Genomic DNA, 18542 nt, shown 5'->3' on the forward strand with positions numbered 1-18542 from the left:
TGCCGTGCGCCGGATGCTCAAGGGGTGACGATGGCGAAGTCCGGGTCCGGGGCGTCGAGGTGGCCGAGGAGTTCGATCAGCCGGCCGGCGTCCCCGGTGACCTCGACGCCGGGCCGGGCCGCCAGATCGCCCGGCTGCACCGCGCCCACCAGGAGGTCCCGGAGATCGGCCTCGGACAGCGCGAAGGTGACGTCGGGCTCGGCCACGGCAGGCCCGGTGCCGACGACGTGGGTGAGGACGCCGTTGCGCAGCCGCATCGTGAGGGGTTCGCCGCCCGCGATGTCCCACCGGACGGTGATGTCGGCGTCCCAGGCGCGGGGGCCGTTGACGCGGATGGCGAGGGAGTCGATCAGCTGGTCCAGGGTGAGGGCCGCCAGGACGTCCGGTGCGACGGTGGAGGTGGGGGTGCCGACCGAACCGTGCCGCAGTTCCAGGGCGCCCATCAGGTAGAAGTTGCGCCAGGTCCCGTTCTCGCTGCCGTAGCCGAGCTGTTCCAGCGCGTCGGCCTGGAGGGCGCGTGCCGAGGCGTTGTCCGGGTCGGCGAACAGCACGTGGTTGACGACCTCCGCCACCCAGCGGTAGTCGCCGTCCGCGAAGGACTGCCGGGCCCTGCGCAGGACTTCGTCGGCGCCGCCCATGAACTCGACGTAACGCCGGGCCGCCGGCACCGGGGGGTGCTGCCACAGGTGCGCCGGGTTGCCGTCGTACCAGCCCAGGTAACGCTGGTAGATGGCCTTGGCGTTGTGGCTGACGGAGCCGTAGTAGCCGTGCGTGTGCCAGGCCCGCTCCAGGGCGGGCGGCATCACGATCTCCTCGGCGATCTCGGGCGCGGTGAGTCCCTGGTTGAGCATCCGGAGCACTTGGTCGTGGAGGTACGCGTAGAGGTCTCGCTGCTCCGACAGGAAGGTGATCACGCGCTCCCGGCCCCAGACGGGCCAGTGGTGGGAGGCGAAGGCCACCTCGGACGACTCGCCGAAGAGGTTGACCGCCTCGGTGAGGTAGCGGGACCAGACGTGCGGGTCGCGGACCTCGGCGCCGCGCAGGGTCAGCAGATTGTGCAGGTTGTGCGTGGCGTTCTCCGCCATGCAGAGGGCGGAGAAGCCGGGGAAGTGGATGTTCAGCTCCGCGGGCGCCTCGGTGCCCGGGGTGAGCTGAAAGACCATGCGGATGCCGTCGACGGTCTCCTCCTGGCCGGTGCGGGTGATGTCCACCGTCGGCGGGATCAGCCCGACCGCGCCGGTGGACAGGGTCTGCCCCAGGCCCGCGCCGATCTGGCCCTGCGGCCCCTTGGGCAGCGCGGCTCCGTACATGTAGGCCGCGCGGCGGTTCATCGCCGTTCCCGCGTAGACGTTCTCGCTGACGGCGTGCTCCAGGAAGCCGTGCGGGGCGAGCACCGGGACGCCTGCCGCGACGTCCTCGTCGGTCAGCACGCCGCGTACGCCGCCGAAGTGGTCGGCGTGGCTGTGGGTGTAGAGCACGCCTGTCACGGGCCGCTCGCCCCGGTGGCCGCGGTACAGCGCGAGTCCGGCGGCGGCCGTCGGGGCGGAGAGCAGGGGATCGATGACGAGGACCCCTCGGTCGCCCTCGACGATCGTCATGTTCGACAGGTCGAAGCCGCGTACCTGGTAGACGCCCTCGGTGACCTCGAAGAGCCCGTGCTCGGAGCAGAGCCTGCTCTGCCGCCACAGGCTCGGGTTGGCGGTGTCCGGGCACTCCTGGTCGAGGAACCCGTAGGCTTCCAGGTCCCACACGGCGCTGCCCGTGGCGTCGCGGATCACGGGGTCCTGCGCGGTGCCCATGAAGCCGCGCCGGGCGTCTTCCAGGTCCTGGGTGTCGCCGAAGGGGTAGTCGCGCCGCACGGCCTGGTTCGCCCGGGCCACCGCGCGCTCGGCTGGCTTGGCGTCGGTGTCCTGCGTCATGTCGGTCTCCCTCAGGGCGGCGGCCGGACCGCGGGCGGGCCCGGGCACCGCCACCCTCACCCGGCGTAGGGGACCCCACAAGCGGGTGTACGCCGTACGGGGAGGCGAACGGGGTAGGATATACCCCTAGGGGTATGAACCATGACCGGGGGCCGCGACCGAGGCCCCGCACTTGGGAGGAACCGTGGAGCTGGACATGGCGGCCGACGAGCTGAAGTCGGTGCTCAACCGGCTGAAGCGGGCTCAGGGCCAGATCGCCGGGATCGTCAGGATGCTGGAGGAGGGCCGGGACTGCGAGGACGTGGTCACGCAGCTGGCGGCCGTTTCCCGCGCCCTGGACCGGGCCGGGTTCGCCATCATCGCGACGGGCCTCCAGCAGTGCATGACCGACGGCGACCGCCCGCCCATGGACCGGGACCAGATGCGGGCCCGCCTGGAGAAGCTGTTCCTGTCCTTGGCCTGAGCAGGCCGCGCCCCCCTCGCCCACATCGGGCACCGGCCCCCGGGCTACGCCTTGCGGGCGAGCAGGTGCACTTCCTGGAACTGGCGCCGGTCGTCCGGCCGGGGCTCGCGGACCATCCGGGCCGTCTCGGTCAGCCCGTGGGCGCGCAGCAGGCCGGCGAGGTGGTCGGGCGCCCACCGGTACGCCGTCGTGACGGCGTGGTCGAAGGACTGCGTGGGGTGACCGGGCCCGTCGGTCGCGGAGAAGCCGATGAGGAGGTGGCCACCGGGTGCGAGTACCCGGCCGAACTCGGCGAGGACCGGCGGGAGCGCCGCCGGCGGGGTGTGGATGACGGACCACCGCGAGAGCACCCCGTCCAGCGTGCCGTCGGCGAGATCGAGGGCGCCCATCTCCCCCACGTCGAACCGCAGTCCCGGGCAGGCCCGGCGGGCGAGCCCGACCATCGCGGGCGAGGCGTCGACCCCGAACGCGTCGAGCCCCAGGCCGGCCAGGTATCCGGTGACGTACCCGGGCCCGCACCCGAGGTCCGCCACCCGCCCGCCCGCGCCGACGGACTCCGCGAAGGCGTCGAGCATCGCGCGGTCCAGCGGGCTGTCGCGCAACGAGTCGGCGAACAGCCGCGCGTACAGCTCCGCGGCGTCGTCGTAGGCGGCACGGGTGACGGAGAGTGCTTCGTGTTCGGCCATGGCGGCGAGGGTAGCGCCCGCCGGGCTCCCTCCGGCGTGCGGCATGATCGCCCACAGCAGCCGAACGTCCGAGGGGGGCAGCATGTCGTGGACCGAGCACACCGTCGTATGTGAGGGCATCCGGCTGGTCTGCCGGGTACGGGGCGGCGGGCCCGGCCGGCCGGTCGTGCTGCTGCACGGCCTCGCCGGACACGCGGGCGAGTGGGACGCGCTCGCGGAGCGGCTGGCGCCCCGGCACCTGGTCGTCGCGGTGGACCAGCGCGGGCACGGCGCGAGCGAGCGGCGGCCGGGCGACGTCTCGCGCGCGGCGTACGTGGCGGATGTCGTCGCCGTCGTGGCGCACCTGGGCCTGGAGCGGCCCGTGCTCGTCGGGCAGTCGCTGGGCGGTCACACCGCGATGCTGACGGCCGCCGCCCATCCGGACCTGCCCGGTGCGGTCGTGCTCGTGGAGGCCGGGTGCGGGGGGCCGAATCCGGGGCTGGACGAGCACATCGGCCGGTGGCTCGACTCGTGGCCGGTGCCGTTTCCCTCCCGGGAGGCGGCGGCCGAGTTCTTCGGCGGGGGCCCGGCCGGCGCGGGCTGGGCGGCAGGGCTGGTGGAGCGCGACGGGGGCTGGGGGCCGCGCTTCGACCGGGACGTGATGACCGGGTCGGTCGCGGAGAACGCCAGGCGCTCGTTCCACGAGGAGTGGGGGCGGGTCGGGTGTCCCGCCCTGCTCGTCCTCGCCCGCAAGAGCTTCGTCCCGGCCGATGAGGTGGACGAGATGCTGCGCCGGCGCCCGGACACGCACGCGGTGAGCGTCCCCGGCACGGGCCACGATCTGCACCTGGAGCGGCCGGACGCGCTGCACGGCGCGCTGTCGGCGTTCCTGGAGGCCGTGTAGTGCTCCGACCCGCAAGGTTCGTCGGCGTCGCACGAATCCGGTGCGCCCCCGCGGAATGATGCTGCCCGCTTCGGCCGGTGACGCGACCGGCAGCAGAACAGCGACAGGAGGACGACTCAGGAGGCGGCCGGCTCGATCTCCCCCGCGAAGACGATGATCTGGTCGATGAGGCTCCGCCGCAGATGGACGACGTCTGTTCCCGCCAGGCGGGGGCCTCCGTCGGGCGTGGTGAAGACCCACTGGTACCGGGCCCATTCGTCAGGCATGTCCACCGCCGAGCAGCGCACCATCGTGCCGGTCCCCGCCGGGTGGCGCCGGATGTCCAGCACGAACCGCTCGACCGCCGCGATTCCGTCGCTGCGGCCCAGCGGTCCCCAGAACACCACGTCCGAGGTCAGGGCCTGCGAGAGCAGGGCCGTCACATAGCTGTCGTCCGAGGCGTTGAACGCGGAGACGAACGTGTCGATCGCGGAGCGTGCGGTCTCTTCCTGCATGCCCCAGTAATACCAGCCGTTTCGCCGCCTCAGGGCCTCCGCCGGTGGGGAACGGACCGGCGGAGGCCCCGTGCGCTACCCGCCGAAAGCCACCTTCGCCTCGCCGGAGCAGCGGTCCGTGCCCGTGTCGCACAGCTGGTACGTGTACGCGGGCCGGGGGCTGCCCGTGATCAGGTCGGTGAAGCGCCCGGTGTTCGGCACGGTCGCGACGACCTTGCCGTCCCGGACCACCCGGACCTCCGCCGTCGTCGCCCCGTTCCAGGTGAGGGACGCGGTGCGCGGCAGCCTGTCCGGGACCGCCTCGGCGGTGAGTTCGAAGCGGGCGCCGACCCTGACCTTGACGACCCGGCCGGGCGCGGTCTTCGTACCGAAGTACGCGTAGGCGCCCTGGGGGTCGATCACGCCGGAGATCAGCGCGTCCTCGTTCTCGCCGAGGGTCACGTAGCCCGTGGACTCGAAGCGTTCCAGGTCGATGGTGACGACGTGGCCCGGCAGCGAGACCGTGCCGAAGGCGGCGAACCGGCCTCCGGGGTCCATCACGGCCGTGAAGAACGCGCCGCCGCCGGACGGGGCGATGGCGCCGTCCCGGGTGAAGGTCCTCAGGTCCACGCGGACGATCTTCCCGCCCGCGCCCTCACCCGTGCCGAAGTACGCGTGGCTGTCGTCGGGCGCGATGACCGCCGACCGCAGCGGTCCCTCGCCCGAGGGGAGGGTGAGCGAGCCGACCTCCCTCATGGCCGCCAGGTCGATCTTGACCACGCGGCCCTGCGGGCTGGTCACCGTACCGAAGTAGGCGAACTCGCCCTGGGAGTCGATGACTCCGGCGTCGAGGAAGTCGTCCCCCGCACCGAGGGTGACCGCGCCGACGCGGGTGAACGTGGCCAGGTCCACCTTGACCAGCCGCCCGGGGTTGGTGCCCGTCCCGAAGTAGGCGTACTTGCCGGCCGGGTCCATGAGCGCCGAGCGGAGGTTGCCCTCGTCCGCACCGAGGACCAGGATCTTGTCCCAGGTGAACGTCTCCAGGTCGACGCGGACGACACGGCCCGGCGTCGCCGCGACCGCGAAGTAGGCGTACTTGCCCTGCGGGTCGATGACCGCGTCCTGGAGGATCTTCTGCCCGACGCCCACCGACAGGGTGCCGACCGTCTTGAACGTCTTCAGGTCGACCTTGGTGATGTAGCCCGGCAGCAGGTCCCACGGGTTGTCGGTGCCGAAGTAGGCGTAGCGGCCCTGCGGGTCGATGGCCGCCGCGTGCAGGTCGCGCTGGAGGACCGACGTGCCCACCACGCCGGTGCGGGCGGGGATCGCGGTCCCGCTGCCCTGCACGCGCACGGTGTGCCCGGCGTCATCCGCGTTGTCCAGGAGGGTGATCCTCCCGTCCTGGGCGGTCTTCTCGGTGGGCCGGAAGGAGAGGTCGAGGGTGCAGTGCTCCTTGCGCTTCAGCCGGAAGGGTGACGCGCCGCAGGTGCCCGGGTCCGCGACGAACGCGCCGTCGTGGTCGGTGACGCGGGCGACCGTGACCGGCTCGCTGCCGAGGCTGGTGAGGGTGACGGCGACCGGGCCGCCGGTCGTCCCGACGGGTACGGTGCCGAAGTCGATGTCGTCCGGGGTGACGGACAGGACCTTGCCGGGCAGGGCCGGGAGCCGGATGTCGGCGGTGGCCGGGACGGCCTCGGCGATCGTCACCTCCGTCCTCGTGGCGGTGTAGGCCGGGGAGGACGTCGTCACGGTGTAGTCGCCGGTGGTGGCGAGCACGGTGTAGTGGCCGGACGCATCGGTCGTCACCGGGAGGCCCACCGGGCCCCCGTCGGCGGTGAGTTGTACGGTGACGCCCTCGACGGGCTCACCGGTGGTCGCGTCGGTGACCGTGCCGTTCAGGGTGCCGGTGGTGCCGCGCGGCGCCTTCTCGGCGGCGGCGTGGATGTCCAGCCTGCCCTGCCCGTACACGTTGTTGTCCTGCGCGGTGCCGCCGCAGGAGACGTCCGGGACGTCGACGGCGGTCTCGTCCAGGAGCCGCCGCGTCGCGTCGATGTCCCGCGCGACCCCCGGGGCGGCCGACCACAACAACGCGATGGAGCCCGCGACATGGGGCGCGGCCATCGACGTGCCGCTGCCCACGGCGTACTTGCCGCCGGGGTACGTGGAGCGGATCGCGACACCCGGCGCCGAGACGTCGGGCTTGATCAGGCCGTCGTCGAACTCCGAGGGGCCGCGACTGGAGAAGGAGGCGATGTTGCCGTCGGCGTCGAAGGCGCCGACCCCGTAACTCTCCTTCAAGTTGCCCGGGTTGCCGTCGGTTCCGCAGTCCGGGCCCTCGTTGCCGTTGGAGAAGACCGGGAAGATCCCGGCCGCCACCCACGCCTGCACGGTCTGCTCGAACCACGGATCGGCGCCCGCAGCGGCGCTGCCCCACGAGTTGTTCACGACGTGCGGGCGCAGGTCGGGGCGCGGGTTCTTGCCGTGGGAGTCGGTCGGCGCCAGCATGAACTGGCCCGCGGCGAGCAGGCTCCGCTGGTCGCACGTGCTGGAGGAACAGCCCTTGGCGGCGATCCACTTGGCGCCGGGCGCGACACCGACGTGGTTGCCGGTGCCGCCGTCGCCGACCATGGTGCCGACGGTGTGGGTGCCGTGTCCGACGTTGTCGCAGGGCGTGGAGACGACGATGCCGCAACTGACCGTGGGGTCGTACCAGTTGTAGTCGTGGGTGAAGGTGCCGTCGCCGTTGTTCCCCCGGTACTGCTTCACCAGTGCCGGGTGGTCGTACTGGACGCCGGAGTCGATGCTGCCGACGACGATGCCCTCGCCGGTGGCCTTGTAGTCCTGCCACACCCGGGGCGCGCCGATCCGGTCGACGCCCCATTCGACGTCGTCCACGGTCGGCTCGTCCTGCGCCGCCTTCATCTCCGGCAGGGCGTACGTCCGGTCCCCGGTGACCCGGTCCACGTCCGGCAGGGCGGTGATCCGCTTCAGCAGCTTCGCGTCGCCCTTCACCTCGACGGTGTTGGCGATCCAGAAGGGCGTGTACGAGGCGCCGGCGTCCCGCAGCACGTCGATCAGGGCGGCCTGGCTGGTCCGGGCCGTCTTCCGGAGGCGGCTCTGCACCTCGCGCCCCTGCCGCGCCCGGTCCTTGATCCGGGCGGCGCCCTTGAGGTCGGCCTCGTCGCGGAGGTAGACCCAGAAGGTGGCGTTCCCGCCGTCGGCCAGGTCCTTGGTCAGGGCGCGCTCGACGGACGGACGGGCGGTGTCGCTCGCGGGCGCGGCCTGGGCGGCCGTGGCGGCGGGGAGTCCCGTCGCCGCCAGGCCCACGGCGAGCAGGAGGCCCCAGGCGCGTCGCGGTCTGCCTTGTCTCGGTGTCATGGAGAGGTGAACCCTTCCTGGTGGGAGTGGGCTTGCTGTTCCGTCGGCCCCCGCGCCCCGGGTCAGCGGCGCAGCGCGTACGCCCGGACCACGGTCTGCTGGGTGCGGCTGCCCGCGTCGTCCCAGGCGGTGACCCGGAGCGTGACGTGCTCCGCGCCGGTGCGCGGGTGGTGCAGGACGGCGGTGGCCGAGCCGTCGGGACGCACCCGCGGCCGTACGGAGTCGGCCCAGGTGGCGCCGTCGTCGTAGGACGCCTCGACGCGCATCCCCGTGACGCCCGGGCCCCGGTAGCCGTCCGGCCGCAGGGTGCTGATGCGCACCGGGAGGGCCCGCCCCGCGCGGGCGGTGTTGTCGCCGTCGACGCCCAGGTCGTAGCCGAGCAGGATCACCGGCAGGACGGCGCACGGGTGGTCCGGACCGTAGACGTCGGTGCAGCCGGGCGCGGTGGCGCCTGGCTTCGGGGCCGCCGAGCGGAAGGTGTACTGGGTGTCGGTGCGGGTTCCGAAAGTTTCCAGGGCGTTGGTGCGGCGGACGACGCGCTGGTCGATGCGGTATTCGGCGTCCTCGGGCACGAACAGCTGGGCGGCGGGTACCTGCTGGCCGTCGCGGTGGTAGGTGAAAGTACTCGTGGAGGCGCCCATGCCGTAGTGGGTGGGGTCCCCGTCGCCGTAGGGCGCGAGCAGGAAGCTGGCTCCGAGGTCGGAGCGGCAGAGGGCGCAGCTGATGCGACGCGGCAGGGTGGGGTGGACGGGCGCGGCGCCCCACGCGCGGTCCGCGGTGGTGCGGGCGCGGTGGGTGGCCGGGTACTCCTCCAGGTAGGTGTCGGTGAGGTCGGACGCGCGGACGGTCTGCGCGTACTGGCTGTCGTCGGCGTACACGTGGTCGGTGCGGGTGCCGGGGGCGATGTGCCGGGCGGCGAGGCGGAACGTGGCCTTCTCCCACGGGTGCCGGACCGTCAGGACGTCGTCGGCCATCCGGGGCGTGCCGTCCGCGTGGAAGGTGTTCACGAGGTGGGCGAACCGGTCGGTGGGAACGGTGAGGGCGGTGCGCTCCGGGATGGACCCGGTCGCGTGGAACGGGGCGGTGTACGTGAAGCGGCTGTCGGCGCGGCCTTCGAGGGCGACCGTGACGGGCCCCTTCGCGAGGGCGGCGAGGAGTTCCGCGCCCTGTCCGTAGCCGACGGCGACGGCCGGGACGGTGCTGTCGCCGTCGTCCTGGACGAGGGTGGCGCCCTCGCCGGGGCGGATCGCGAGGACGGCGGCGGCGTGGTGCTGGGCGGCGGTGGCGAGGGCGGGCGGGAGCCAGCCGTTGGCCCGGACGACGGCCAGCTTGCCGGTCAGGTCGCGGCCCGCGTAGTCGGCCTCGGTGCCGGTGCCCACGTCGACGGCGGGCAGCTCGCGGTCGCCGGTGAACCGCTGTCCGAGGTCCGGGGTGAGGAGGTCGAGCGGGTGCGTGGTGGTGTCCGCCCGCCATGTTCCCCGCACGAGCGGGTCGCGGAGCCGGTGCTCGGCGGTCAGGTCGAAGGTGCCGTGCCCGGCGGTGGTGTGCGAGGCGATCGCACCGTAGCGGGTGGTGTTGTCGCTGAGGCCCTTGGTGATGCCGATCGCGGCGGTGGCGCCGTCGTCCAGGGTGCGGCGGGCGGTGACGCCGAGGGCTGCGCGCTCCAGCGGGCGGTCCTCGCCGTCCACCCGGGCGGTCAGTTCGTGGGCCTGCCGGGCGTCGATGCGTACGGTGGCGTCGCCGTCGACGGTGAACTCCGGTTCGGCGAAGGTGTCCACGGCCAGCGGGATGCGGTTGGTGTCGTAGGTGGTGACGAGGGCCTGAAGTGCGTAGTCGCCCTCCGGGAGCCGCGTCTCCCAGGTGCCGTCCCCCATGAACGTGAGGCTCTGCAGCTCGGCGTCACCGTCGGCCATGCTCAGTATCTGGAGGTTTGTCTGCCCGCCGGGCCTTCCGTCGCGACCGGTGAAGGTGAAGTGCACGGTGTGCTTCGGGGGTTGCTCGGTCCAGCCGACGGCGGTGGTGAGGTGCGTGCCGTCGCCCGTGGCGGTGAGGTAGCCGTCGTAGCGGCCGGTGCCGGTACGGGTGGGGTCGACGGTGAGGGTGACGGCCGCGCTGTCGTGGGCGGGGACGGTGACCGTGCCGGCGGAGAGGGTGGCGCCGCCGTCCGGGACGGTGGAGCCCCGCCCGAGGTCGAGGGCGAGGCTCAGTGTGACCTCGTGGTCCCCGTCGTTGGTGTAGACGACGTCCCGGGTCACCTTCCGCTCCTCGTCGCGCAGGTCCCCGAAGTCGGCGGTGCCGGTCGCGGTGACCGACTGGGCGGAGGCGCGGTCCACGGCGACGCGTCCGGCGCCCTGCTCGTAGACCTCGTCGTCGGGGCCGGTCTGCGCGGCGGAGACCAGCGCGTCCTTGAGCCGGGCCGCCCGCCACCCCGGGTGCTGCTGCTTCAGGAGGGCCGCCGCCCCGGCCACGTGCGGGGTGGCCATGGAGGTGCCGTCCAGGGCGGTGTAGTACTCACCGGTGTCCTTGCCGATGTGGGTGCCCGCGGCCCGGGCGGCGACGATCCCGACGCCGGGCGCGGTGATCTCCGGCTTGAGCGCGCCGGAGGCGGTCGGCCCGCGCCCGGAGAAGGCGGCGAGGTGGTCCTGCCGGTCGACGGCGCCGACGGTGAGCGCGGTCCGCGCGGTGCCGGGGCTGGTGACGGTGGACCGGCCGGGTCCGGTGTTGCCGGCCGCGATGACGAACAGCGCGCCGGAGGACTCGCTGAGCTCGTCCACGGCCTCGCTGAGCAGGTCGCTGCCCTCCTCGGTGGGCGCGCCGAGGCTCATGGAGACGATGTCGGCCCCCTGGGCGACGGCCCACTCCATGCCGGCGATGACCGTGGACTCGTCACCGTTGCCCGCGTTGTCGAGCACCTTCCCGACGAGGAGCCCGGCGCCCGGCGCGACGCCCTTGTACGTCCCGCCGGACGCGGCCCCGCTGCCCGCGACGGTGCTCGCCACGTGGGTGCCGTGACCGCGCCCGTCCTGGACGTCCTGGCCGGGTATGAAGCTCTCCGAGCCGAGGACCCGGCCCTCGAAGTCGGGGTGCCCGAAGTCGATTCCGGTGTCCAGCACCGCGACCTTGACGCCGCTGCCGTCGAAGCCGCTCTTCCAGACCTCGGGTGCGCCGATCTGCGGCACGCTGACGTCCAGGGTCGCCCGCACCCTGCGGTCCGGGCGCACCACGGCCTCCGGCCCGTCGAGGACGGCCCGGTAGAACGCGTGCAGCGCGTCCTTCTCGACGTCCACGGCTGCCGCGCCGAGCGAGGTGAGCGGGGTCCGGTGCGTGACGCCCGGGACGTCGCCGGCGCGCGCCGCGAGCGTGGACCGGGCGGGGGTGCCCGCGTAGTCGACGATGAACGGCAGGGTGTCGCTCCCGCTGTTGCCCTGCCCGTCGGCGGCGAGCCGGGTCACGTTGAACAGCTCCCGGTCGAGCCGCCCGGACGCCAGCCCCTCCCCCGCGCTGTCCGGGATGACATAGGTGTCCCCCGAAGGCCCCTGCTCGGTGCGGAAGGTGGTGGACCTCCCCTTGGCCGTCCCCGCCGCCGCCTCGGCGTCGACCGAGACGCGCCCGTCGGTGTCGGTGGTGACGGTGACCGTGTCACCGGTGACCAGGGTGACGGTGTCGCGGTGCGGGGCCCGACCGGCGACGGTGTCCTGCGTGCGCACGGCGACGGGCGCGGTCCCGGCGGCCTGTCCGGGGAGCACGGGGCCGAGGAGGGTGAGGACGAACGCCGAGGCGAGGAGCGCGGTGCCGCGCGCCGCCCCTCCGCCGCGACTGACGGGACCGGTGCGCATCGTGGCCTCCTGGCGAGGTACGGCCCCGGCAGGGGCTGCCGGGCGACGGACGAACGGGAGCACAGGCACGGGCCGGGCGACCGCAGAGGCAGCCGCGCGGCCCGTTGCCGGTCATCCTCGGGTCGGCGTCGCGGTGAGGCATAGGAGGTGCGGGTGGCGAGGATGCGACATGTCGCCTGTTCGCCGAGGGTCGGCGCGGCCGGGGCACCGTTTCCGGCCACGGTTACGATCTCCCGGTGCCTCGGTTCCCCGACGAAGAAGGCAACGATGAGTGACGGCCCCGACGCCCCCAAGAGCTGCTGCACCCCCTCCCGGGACGGCGCCGCCGCGACCGATCCGGTCCTGAGCATCGGACGGGTGGCCCCCCGCGCGCCGGAGGCGGCCTACGCGGACCGGGTCGAGCTGCCCGGCGGCACGTTCCGGATGGGCAGCGAGGACGCCGACGTGAACCGGGGCGATGCCGAGGGCCCGGTGCGCGAGGTGAGCGTCGGGGCCTTCGCGATCGACGCGTACGCCGTGACGAATGACCGGTTCGCCGCGTTCGTGGAGGCCACCGGCTACCGCACCGAGGCGGAGGAGTTCGGCTGGAGCTACGTGTTCGCGAAGTTCCTCCCCGGCCACCTGCGCAAGGTGTCGCCGCGCCCCCAGCAGACGCCGTGGTGGTGCGGGGTGAGCGGCGCCCGCTGGGACGTTCCCGAGGGCCCGGGGAGCCACATACGCGACCGGGGCGACCACCCGGTCGTCCACGTCACCTGGCGCGACGCGCTCGCGTACTGCCAGTGGGCCGGTGCCCGGCTCCCGACGGAGGCGGAGTGGGAGTACGCCGCCCGGGGCGGGCTCGACCAGGCCCGCTATCCGTGGGGCGACGAGCTCACCCCGGGCGGCGAGCACCGCTGCAACATCTGGCAGGGCTCCTTCCCCACCCGCAACACGGAGGAGGACGGCTACGCGGGCACGGCCCCCGTCCACACGTACGCGCCCAACGGGTTCGGGCTGTACAACACGGCCGGCAACGTGTGGGAATGGTCCGCCGACCCCTGGCAGCCCGGCACCGACGACCGGCGGACCATGCGGGGCGGCTCGTACCTGTGCCACGACTCGTACTGCAACCGCTACCGGGTCGCGGCGCGCACCTCGAACACGGTGGACAGTTCGGCGGGCAACATCGGCTTCCGCGTGGTGTGGTGACCCACGCCGAGGGCCCCCGGGACGAGGTGCGTCCCGGGGGCCCGTGGAAGGCGGTTCAGGTCAGGAGAGCTTGAACGCCGTGACCTGGTGGATGCCGTTGTCGGACAGGTAGTAGCCGCCACCGGACAGGCCGGCGGTGCGGTCCATGCCGCTGTCGTCGCTGTTGAGTGACAGCACCTCGTCGACACCGTCGCCGTCGAGGTCGCCCGCGAAGTAGTTGCGCGCCCCCGTGGCCACGGGCGTGCTCCCGACGTACGCGGCCCAGGAGTCCTTGGACTCCATGATGCTCGGGTCCCAGACGTACAGGCCCGCCTCGGCACCGGCGACCAGCAGCGAACGCCCGCCGGGGCCGGTCAGGAAGCCGCCGCCGTAGGACTGCGGCAGCACACCCTGCTGCTTGTACGCGCCGTTCGCCTCGAAGCGGCGGAAGGAGGCCGTGCCGCCCTCGTACAGCGCCCCGTCCTTGGCGAAGAAGCTGAAGTGCGTCCAGAGGCCGCCGGAGACCTTGCTGAACAGCACCTCCCCGGTGCGGCCGTCCCGGATCTCGAAGAGGACCTGTGTGCCGGTGCCGGCGCTGCCTGCGGTGTCGAACTCGTACGGCGCGTCGACCGTCCAGGCGTAGACCACCGCGTGGCCGTCCGCGTACGGGATGTCCTTGGAGGCGAAGACACCCTCGTTGGTGACCGCGGTGCGGACCGGGGTGACCGCGTTGGCCGGCGCCTTCGGGGCCTGGGTCCAACGGGTCTTGCCGGTCTTGGCGTCCAGCGCGACCCCGCCCACGGCGGGCTTGGCCAGGGCCAGCGCGTTGACGCTGGAGTACGAGACGTACACCTGGCCGTCGTTGACCGACGGGTCGGAGAAGAGCACGTCGCCCGCCTCCGCGGGGGCGTTGTACGTCCAGATCGCGCGGCCGTCACCGGAGTAGGCGCGCAGCGCGTCCGTGGCGACGAGGATGTCCAGCTTTCCGTCGCCGTTCAGATCGGCGAGCCGGGCCGAACGGACGTACGTGCCGCCGCCGTCGATCGTGGCGAGCGTCTTGCCGTTCCTGCCGTCGAGGACGACCGTCGCGGTGTCCGCCGCGACGACGATCTCGGGCTTGCCGTCACCGTTGACGTCACCGGTCCGGATGTCGTGGACGCCGCCCGGGACGGTGGCCTGCCACAGCTTCTCGGGCTTGGAGCCGTTCACCATCGACGGGCCCGAGTAAGCCCAGACGCCGTTGGACGAACCGCCCATGATCAGGTCGTTCTTGCCGTCCTTGTTCAGGTCGGCGCTCTGCGCGTAGGCGATGTCGCCCTGGAGCGGCGTGACCTTCTCCGCCTTGCCGTTGCCCAGCTTGAAGGTGCGGATGTTCTGGCTCTGGTCGATCACCCGGACGTGGGAGCCCTGGGCGTCGGTGTAGAGGTCCTGGAACATCGGGGAGGCCGCGACGCCCTTGGTCTGCCACGCGACCTTGCCCTTGCCGGTGAAGACCGTCAGCGACGCGTAGCGCAGGCTGCCCCGGTTCTCCGGCTCGTACATCTTGCGGTCGTCCTGGGCGGAGGCGACCAGCTTGCCGTCGAGCACCGAGAGACCCCAGGTGCTGGCGGCGTCGCGACTGTTCTCGGCGTCCCGCTTGGTCGTGCTGGACCAGAGGACCTGGTCCGCGCTGTCGCCGCTGACGACGCGGATGGTGCTGGCGCCGATGTTGAGGTTCTCGTCGAACGAGGACTCCGAGACCGCGTACTCGTCGCCCGCCTTCGCCCCGAGGTCACCGACCGCCAGCGCGGTGGGCACCACGTTGTCGCGACCGGCCAGCGTGGAGCGGTCGCCGGTCTTCAGGTCGTACGCGGCGATCTCGTAGTGCACCGCGTCGTTGACGTCGGCCTGCTCGACGGCCACGATCCGCTTGCGTCCGGCGTCCAGACGCATGATGCGGCTGTACAGCCCGTTGTCGGTCCGCCAGGTGACCGATCCGTCGGCGGTGTCGAGCACGGCGGTGTGGCCGCGGCCCTCCACGCCGGTGGCCCTGGCGAGGTTCCAGGAGACGGCGACCTTGCCCGCGCCGAGGTCCTGGATGTCGCCCCAGTTGGTGTACCGGGCTTCCTCGGTGTCGAAGGACCAGGTACTGGCCGGGGTCAGCTTCCCGTCGGCACCCGCCGAGAAGCGAATGCCGGTCAGGGTGGCGGTCGCGTCCGCCGGGACCTTCGCGTCCCCGCTCATCCGGGGCGCGTCGGCGACCAGCAGGGTGCCGTCCACGATCTTGACCATGGAGGCGTAGTTGTACAGCTTCGACCAGACCGTGGCCCCGGTCTTCCCGTCGAGGACCGTCACGAAGGTGCCGGTGCTCAGGTCGGAGCCCGGGGAGGTGAACGGCCGGGGGTACGGCGTGGTGCCGACCTTCGCCGAGAACACCAGGTCCGGGACGCCGTCCCCGGTCAGGTCACCGGCGGAGTAGCCGGAGTCCGAGTTCGGCGAGAACGGCGAGACCGCGTTGTAGCCCATGAGGATCTGGGGCGGGTACGGCTCGGCGCGCCACACCTGGAGCGGCTTGACCTGCCAGTCGGTGTAGAACGAGCTGCTGGTGCGGGCCCAGGTCTCGCTGCCGTCGGCCGCGTGGAGCTGGACGTTGCCCATGCTGTTGACGGAGTAGTAGGCGCCGTCCTTGCCGACCGGCACCGTGGCGCCCAGACCGCGCACGCCTTCCAGCGTGGACTTCGCCGTCATGGTGACCTTGGTGTTCGGGTCGGTGGCGGCGGCCGTCGCCTCGGAGTCGGCCTTGTCCTGCGTGCCGGTGGTGTCCTCGGCCTTCACGTACGGGTCGAGGGTGACGTTGGCGGCCAGCTTCTTCGCTTGGGCGCTGGTCAGCTTCATCGGCGCGCCGCTGCCGCTGTCGGCGGCGAGGGCCTGCGGGGCGACGGTCAGGCAGAGGCCCGCCGCGACGAGGCCGGCGGCGAGCTGAAGCGCCCGCCGGGAGTGCTGGGCTCTCATTACTTCGCTCCCTGGGTGAAGCTGACGGCGGTGCCGTTCGCGATCACGGGCTGGTTGAAGGAGTACTGGAGGGCGTCGGTCCCGGCCTGGTCGGCGATGCCGACGGTGGCACCCGCGCCCTTGTCCGCGACGGACTGGTACTGCAGGGTCACCGCGCCCGTGGCCTCGTCGAAGACCGCCTCGAAGGTGGCGCGGCCCGAAGTGCCGTTGGCGTAGGCGGCGTTGTTCCACACGATGGCGAACTTGCGGCTGCCCTTGGTGCCGGTGGTGGCGGTCTGCACGGAGGACTTCTTGTCGAGCGTCAGGTCGTCCCACAGCGGGGCGACGATGCCCTTCACCGCGTTGAACCCGACCGTCGGCAGAGCCGTGTTGCTGTAGTCGCCGACGCGCGAGGACAGGAAGTTGATCAGACCGTCGGTGGTGACCGAGGCGGTGGAGTACGAGACGCCGTAGTGCTTCACGGGGAAGGGAAGGGCGACCGTGGCGGAGTCCTCGTCACCGGTCAGGGTGACCTTCTTGGAACCCGCGATCCAGGAGTAGGCGGCCGGGACGCAGACGTTGCCGGAGTTGTCCGTGCGGTTGGGGACCTGCACGTTCTTCGTCAGGTCGGCGGCGCCGACGGCGGCGGCACCGGTGTAGACGCCGTTGCAGAGGACCGGCGCGGCGGGCTTCACGGCGAGGGCGTAGGAGCCCTCGGCGACCTTCTTGAAGGTGTACGTGCCGTTGGCGTCGGTGGTGGCGGCGGGCAGCGGCGTGCCGTTCAGCTCGACGGTGGCGCCGGGCAGCGGCTTGCCGGTGACGTCCCGGACGATGCCGGAGACCTGGTGGCTGGGCACCGCGGTCAGCGCGATGTCCTGGGTGTACGCCTGGCTCTCGGCAAGGGTGACGTCGGTGGCCGAGCCGTTCGCGTAGCCGTAGCCGCTGAACGCGAAGGAGTACGTGCCGGCGGCCAGCGGCAGGCGGTAGGCGCCGTCCGTGCCGGTGGTGACCGTGCGGACCGCGCCGGCCGCGTCGGTGGCCTTCACGGTGATGTTGGGCAGCGCGGCGCCGGTGGCCTTGTCGGTGGCCTTGCCGCTGACGACGGCCGCGGTGTGCGGGGCCTTCTCGACGGAGGCGAGGATGTCGAGCTTGCCGTTGCCCCACACGTAGTTCATCCCGGCGGTGCCGCCGCAGTGGGTGTCGTCGACGTCACGGGCGCCCTCGTTGAGGAGGTTGCGGGTCTCCTCGATGTTGCCGATCAGCGAGGGGGCCGCCGACCACAGGAGCGCGACGGCGCCCGCGACGTGCGGGGTCGCCATCGACGTACCGTTGATGGTGTTGTACGCGTTGCCCGGCCAGGTGGACGGGATCTGGACGCCCGGGGCCGAGATGTTCGGCTTGGCGCCGCCGTCGATCGGCGAGGGGCCGAAGCCCGAGAAGTTCGCGATCTTGCCGGTCGAGTCGTAGGCACCGACGCCGTAGGACTCCGCCTGCGACCCCGGCGGGTGCGTCGTGGAGCAGGTCACGCCGTCACCGTCGTTGCCGGCCGCGAACGCCTCGAAGATGCCCGCGGAGTTCCAGGCGTTCAGGATGTCCGTGTAGAAGGTGCCGTCGTCACCGCCCCAGGAGTTGTTGACGATGTTCGGCGCCAGGTCCGGGCGCGGGTTCTGGCCGTTGTGGTCGGTCGGCGCGAGAATCCACTGACCGGCGTCGAGCAGCTCGTCGTCGTAGCAGAGCTCGGTCGTGCAGCCCTTGGCGGCGATCCACTTGGCGTTCGGCGCGACACCGAGGCCGTTCTTGGCGACCATCGTGCCCATGGTGTGGGTGCCGTGGCCGTTGTTGTCGCACGGCGCGGTCGTGGAGCACTGCCCGGTCGCGTCGTAGAAGTTGTAGTCGTTCGAGAAGGTGCCGTCGCCGTTGTTGCCGCGGTAGTTCGCGACGAGGTCCGGGTGGTCGTACTGCACACCCGAGTCCACGTTGGCGATGACGATGCCCTCGCCGCGGTCCTGGTACTGGTCCCAGACCTGGTCGGCCTTGATGTCGCTGACGCCCCACGCCGGGGCGTCGGTGCCGTCGGCGGACGAGTCGGTGCCGAGCGCGGCGGCGCGCGAGGTGGTGACCTGCTTGTCGGAGGTCTCGATGTCGTCCATCTTGAACGAGCGCCGCTCGACGACCGACGCCACGTCCGAGCGCTTCGCCAGCTCGGCGACGAGGTCCTGGTCGCCGGTGACCTTGACCGTGTTGGCGATCCAGTAGTTCTCGTGCCCGACCTTCTCCTTGTCGAGGAAGGCGTTCAGCGACTTCTGGCTGGACTTGGCGTGCGAACGCAGCTCGCTGTACGCCGCCGCGGCCTTCTTCGCGTGCGTCTTCTGCTTCTTCGCGCCGGACAGGTCGGCCCGGTCCTTCAGGACCACGAAGAAGGTGGCGTCCTTGCCGTCGCGCACCGCGCTCATGAGCGCGGAGTCGATCTTCGCCGAGGCGGATGCGGAGGGGGCCGGGGAGTCTGCCGCGAGTGCGGGCAACGGGGTGGTGATCAGGGCAGCCGCGGCGAGCGAGGCCACCGTCCATACGGCGGTTCTGCGCCTGGACGGTCGGGGCAGGGGCATCGAGCACTCCTCCGAGTGACGGTACATACGGGGTGCGCGCACGCTAGGCATCTGCCGTTACTCGGCCATTACACGCCTGGTCAGGCACAACGCACCCAGCCCGGAACGGGGTTGACGCCCTGTCGGCACCTCGGCCCGCCGGACTGGTGGTACGACCGCCG

The 18542-nt window shown here is 72.4% G+C and carries 10 protein-coding genes; 3 read left to right on the plus strand and 7 right to left on the minus strand.

All coding sequences use genetic code 11. The features are described 5' to 3' along the window. Nucleotides 1–17: 17 nt before the first annotated feature. Complete coding sequence (locus AB0L33_RS23360; RefSeq protein ID WP_365684373.1) at nt 18–1919, minus strand: alkyl sulfatase dimerization domain-containing protein; 1902 nt, start codon at nt 1917–1919, stop codon at nt 18–20. Between the two features lie 184 nt (nt 1920–2103). On the opposite strand from AB0L33_RS23360, the gene AB0L33_RS23365 reads away from it, so the two are divergent. After that, entirely contained in the window at nt 2104–2382 is a 279-nt protein-coding gene (locus tag AB0L33_RS23365; RefSeq protein WP_365684375.1) for a metal-sensitive transcriptional regulator, read from the plus strand. 44 nt (nt 2383–2426) lie between these two features. Here AB0L33_RS23365 and AB0L33_RS23370 read toward each other — a convergent pair whose 3' ends face one another. Next, complete coding sequence (locus tag AB0L33_RS23370; RefSeq protein ID WP_365684377.1) at nt 2427–3068, minus strand: class I SAM-dependent methyltransferase; 642 nt, start codon at nt 3066–3068, stop codon at nt 2427–2429. 82 nt (nt 3069–3150) lie between these two features. Between AB0L33_RS23370 and AB0L33_RS23375 the strand changes: the two genes are divergently transcribed. After that, a complete protein-coding gene (locus tag AB0L33_RS23375) occupies nt 3151–3951 on the plus strand; it encodes an alpha/beta hydrolase (protein ID WP_365684379.1) in 801 nt (266 codons plus the stop codon). A gap of 116 nt (nt 3952–4067) precedes the next feature. On the opposite strand, the gene AB0L33_RS23380 is transcribed toward AB0L33_RS23375, so the two are convergent. The 3 genes from AB0L33_RS23380 to AB0L33_RS23390 all read right to left on the minus strand — a co-directional run bounded on the left by AB0L33_RS23380 (nt 4068) and on the right by AB0L33_RS23390 (nt 11638). Beyond that, nucleotides 4068–4445 carry a nuclear transport factor 2 family protein gene (locus tag AB0L33_RS23380; protein ID WP_365684381.1) on the minus strand — a complete coding sequence of 126 codons (378 nt, stop codon included), beginning with the start codon at nt 4443–4445 and terminating at the stop codon, nt 4068–4070. Nucleotides 4446–4520: 75 nt separating this feature from the next. After that, a complete protein-coding gene (locus tag AB0L33_RS23385) occupies nt 4521–7802 on the minus strand; it encodes a S8 family serine peptidase (protein WP_365684383.1) in 3282 nt (1093 codons plus the stop codon). 62 nt (nt 7803–7864) lie between these two features. Further along, entirely contained in the window at nt 7865–11638 is a 3774-nt protein-coding gene (locus AB0L33_RS23390; RefSeq protein WP_365684385.1) for a S8 family serine peptidase, read from the minus strand. A gap of 267 nt (nt 11639–11905) precedes the next feature. On the opposite strand from AB0L33_RS23390, the gene AB0L33_RS23395 reads away from it, so the two are divergent. Then, entirely contained in the window at nt 11906–12826 is a 921-nt protein-coding gene (locus tag AB0L33_RS23395; protein WP_365684387.1) for a formylglycine-generating enzyme family protein, read from the plus strand. A gap of 60 nt (nt 12827–12886) precedes the next feature. On the opposite strand, the gene AB0L33_RS23400 is transcribed toward AB0L33_RS23395, so the two are convergent. Beyond that, a complete protein-coding gene (locus AB0L33_RS23400; RefSeq protein WP_365684389.1) occupies nt 12887–15796 on the minus strand; it encodes a VCBS repeat-containing protein in 2910 nt (969 codons plus the stop codon). After that, complete coding sequence (locus AB0L33_RS23405; protein ID WP_365684390.1) at nt 15796–18381, minus strand: S8 family serine peptidase; 2586 nt, start codon at nt 18379–18381, stop codon at nt 15796–15798. The genes AB0L33_RS23400 and AB0L33_RS23405 overlap by 1 nt, the downstream gene beginning before the upstream one ends. Nucleotides 18382–18542: the final 161 nt, after the last annotated feature.

It is taken from the genome of Streptomyces sp. NPDC052299 (assembly GCF_040679335.1).
In the GTDB taxonomy this organism is placed as follows: domain Bacteria; phylum Actinomycetota; class Actinomycetes; order Streptomycetales; family Streptomycetaceae; genus Streptomyces.

Coding starts and splice junctions, on each gene's coding strand:
- AB0L33_RS23405 (WP_365684390.1), bottom strand. CDS start 18,381: ATGCCCCTGCCCCGACCGTCCAGGCGCAGAACCGCCGTATGGACGGTG.
- AB0L33_RS23400 (WP_365684389.1), bottom strand. CDS start 15,796: ATGAGAGCCCAGCACTCCCGGCGGGCGCTTCAGCTCGCCGCCGGCCTC.
- AB0L33_RS23380 (WP_365684381.1), bottom strand. CDS start 4,445: ATGCAGGAAGAGACCGCACGCTCCGCGATCGACACGTTCGTCTCCGCG.
- AB0L33_RS23390 (WP_365684385.1), bottom strand. CDS start 11,638: ATGCGCACCGGTCCCGTCAGTCGCGGCGGAGGGGCGGCGCGCGGCACC.
- AB0L33_RS23395 (WP_365684387.1), top strand. CDS start 11,906: ATGAGTGACGGCCCCGACGCCCCCAAGAGCTGCTGCACCCCCTCCCGG.
- AB0L33_RS23385 (WP_365684383.1), bottom strand. CDS start 7,802: ATGACACCGAGACAAGGCAGACCGCGACGCGCCTGGGGCCTCCTGCTC.
- AB0L33_RS23360 (WP_365684373.1), bottom strand. CDS start 1,919: ATGACGCAGGACACCGACGCCAAGCCAGCCGAGCGCGCGGTGGCCCGG.
- AB0L33_RS23370 (WP_365684377.1), bottom strand. CDS start 3,068: ATGGCCGAACACGAAGCACTCTCCGTCACCCGTGCCGCCTACGACGAC.
- AB0L33_RS23375 (WP_365684379.1), top strand. CDS start 3,151: ATGTCGTGGACCGAGCACACCGTCGTATGTGAGGGCATCCGGCTGGTC.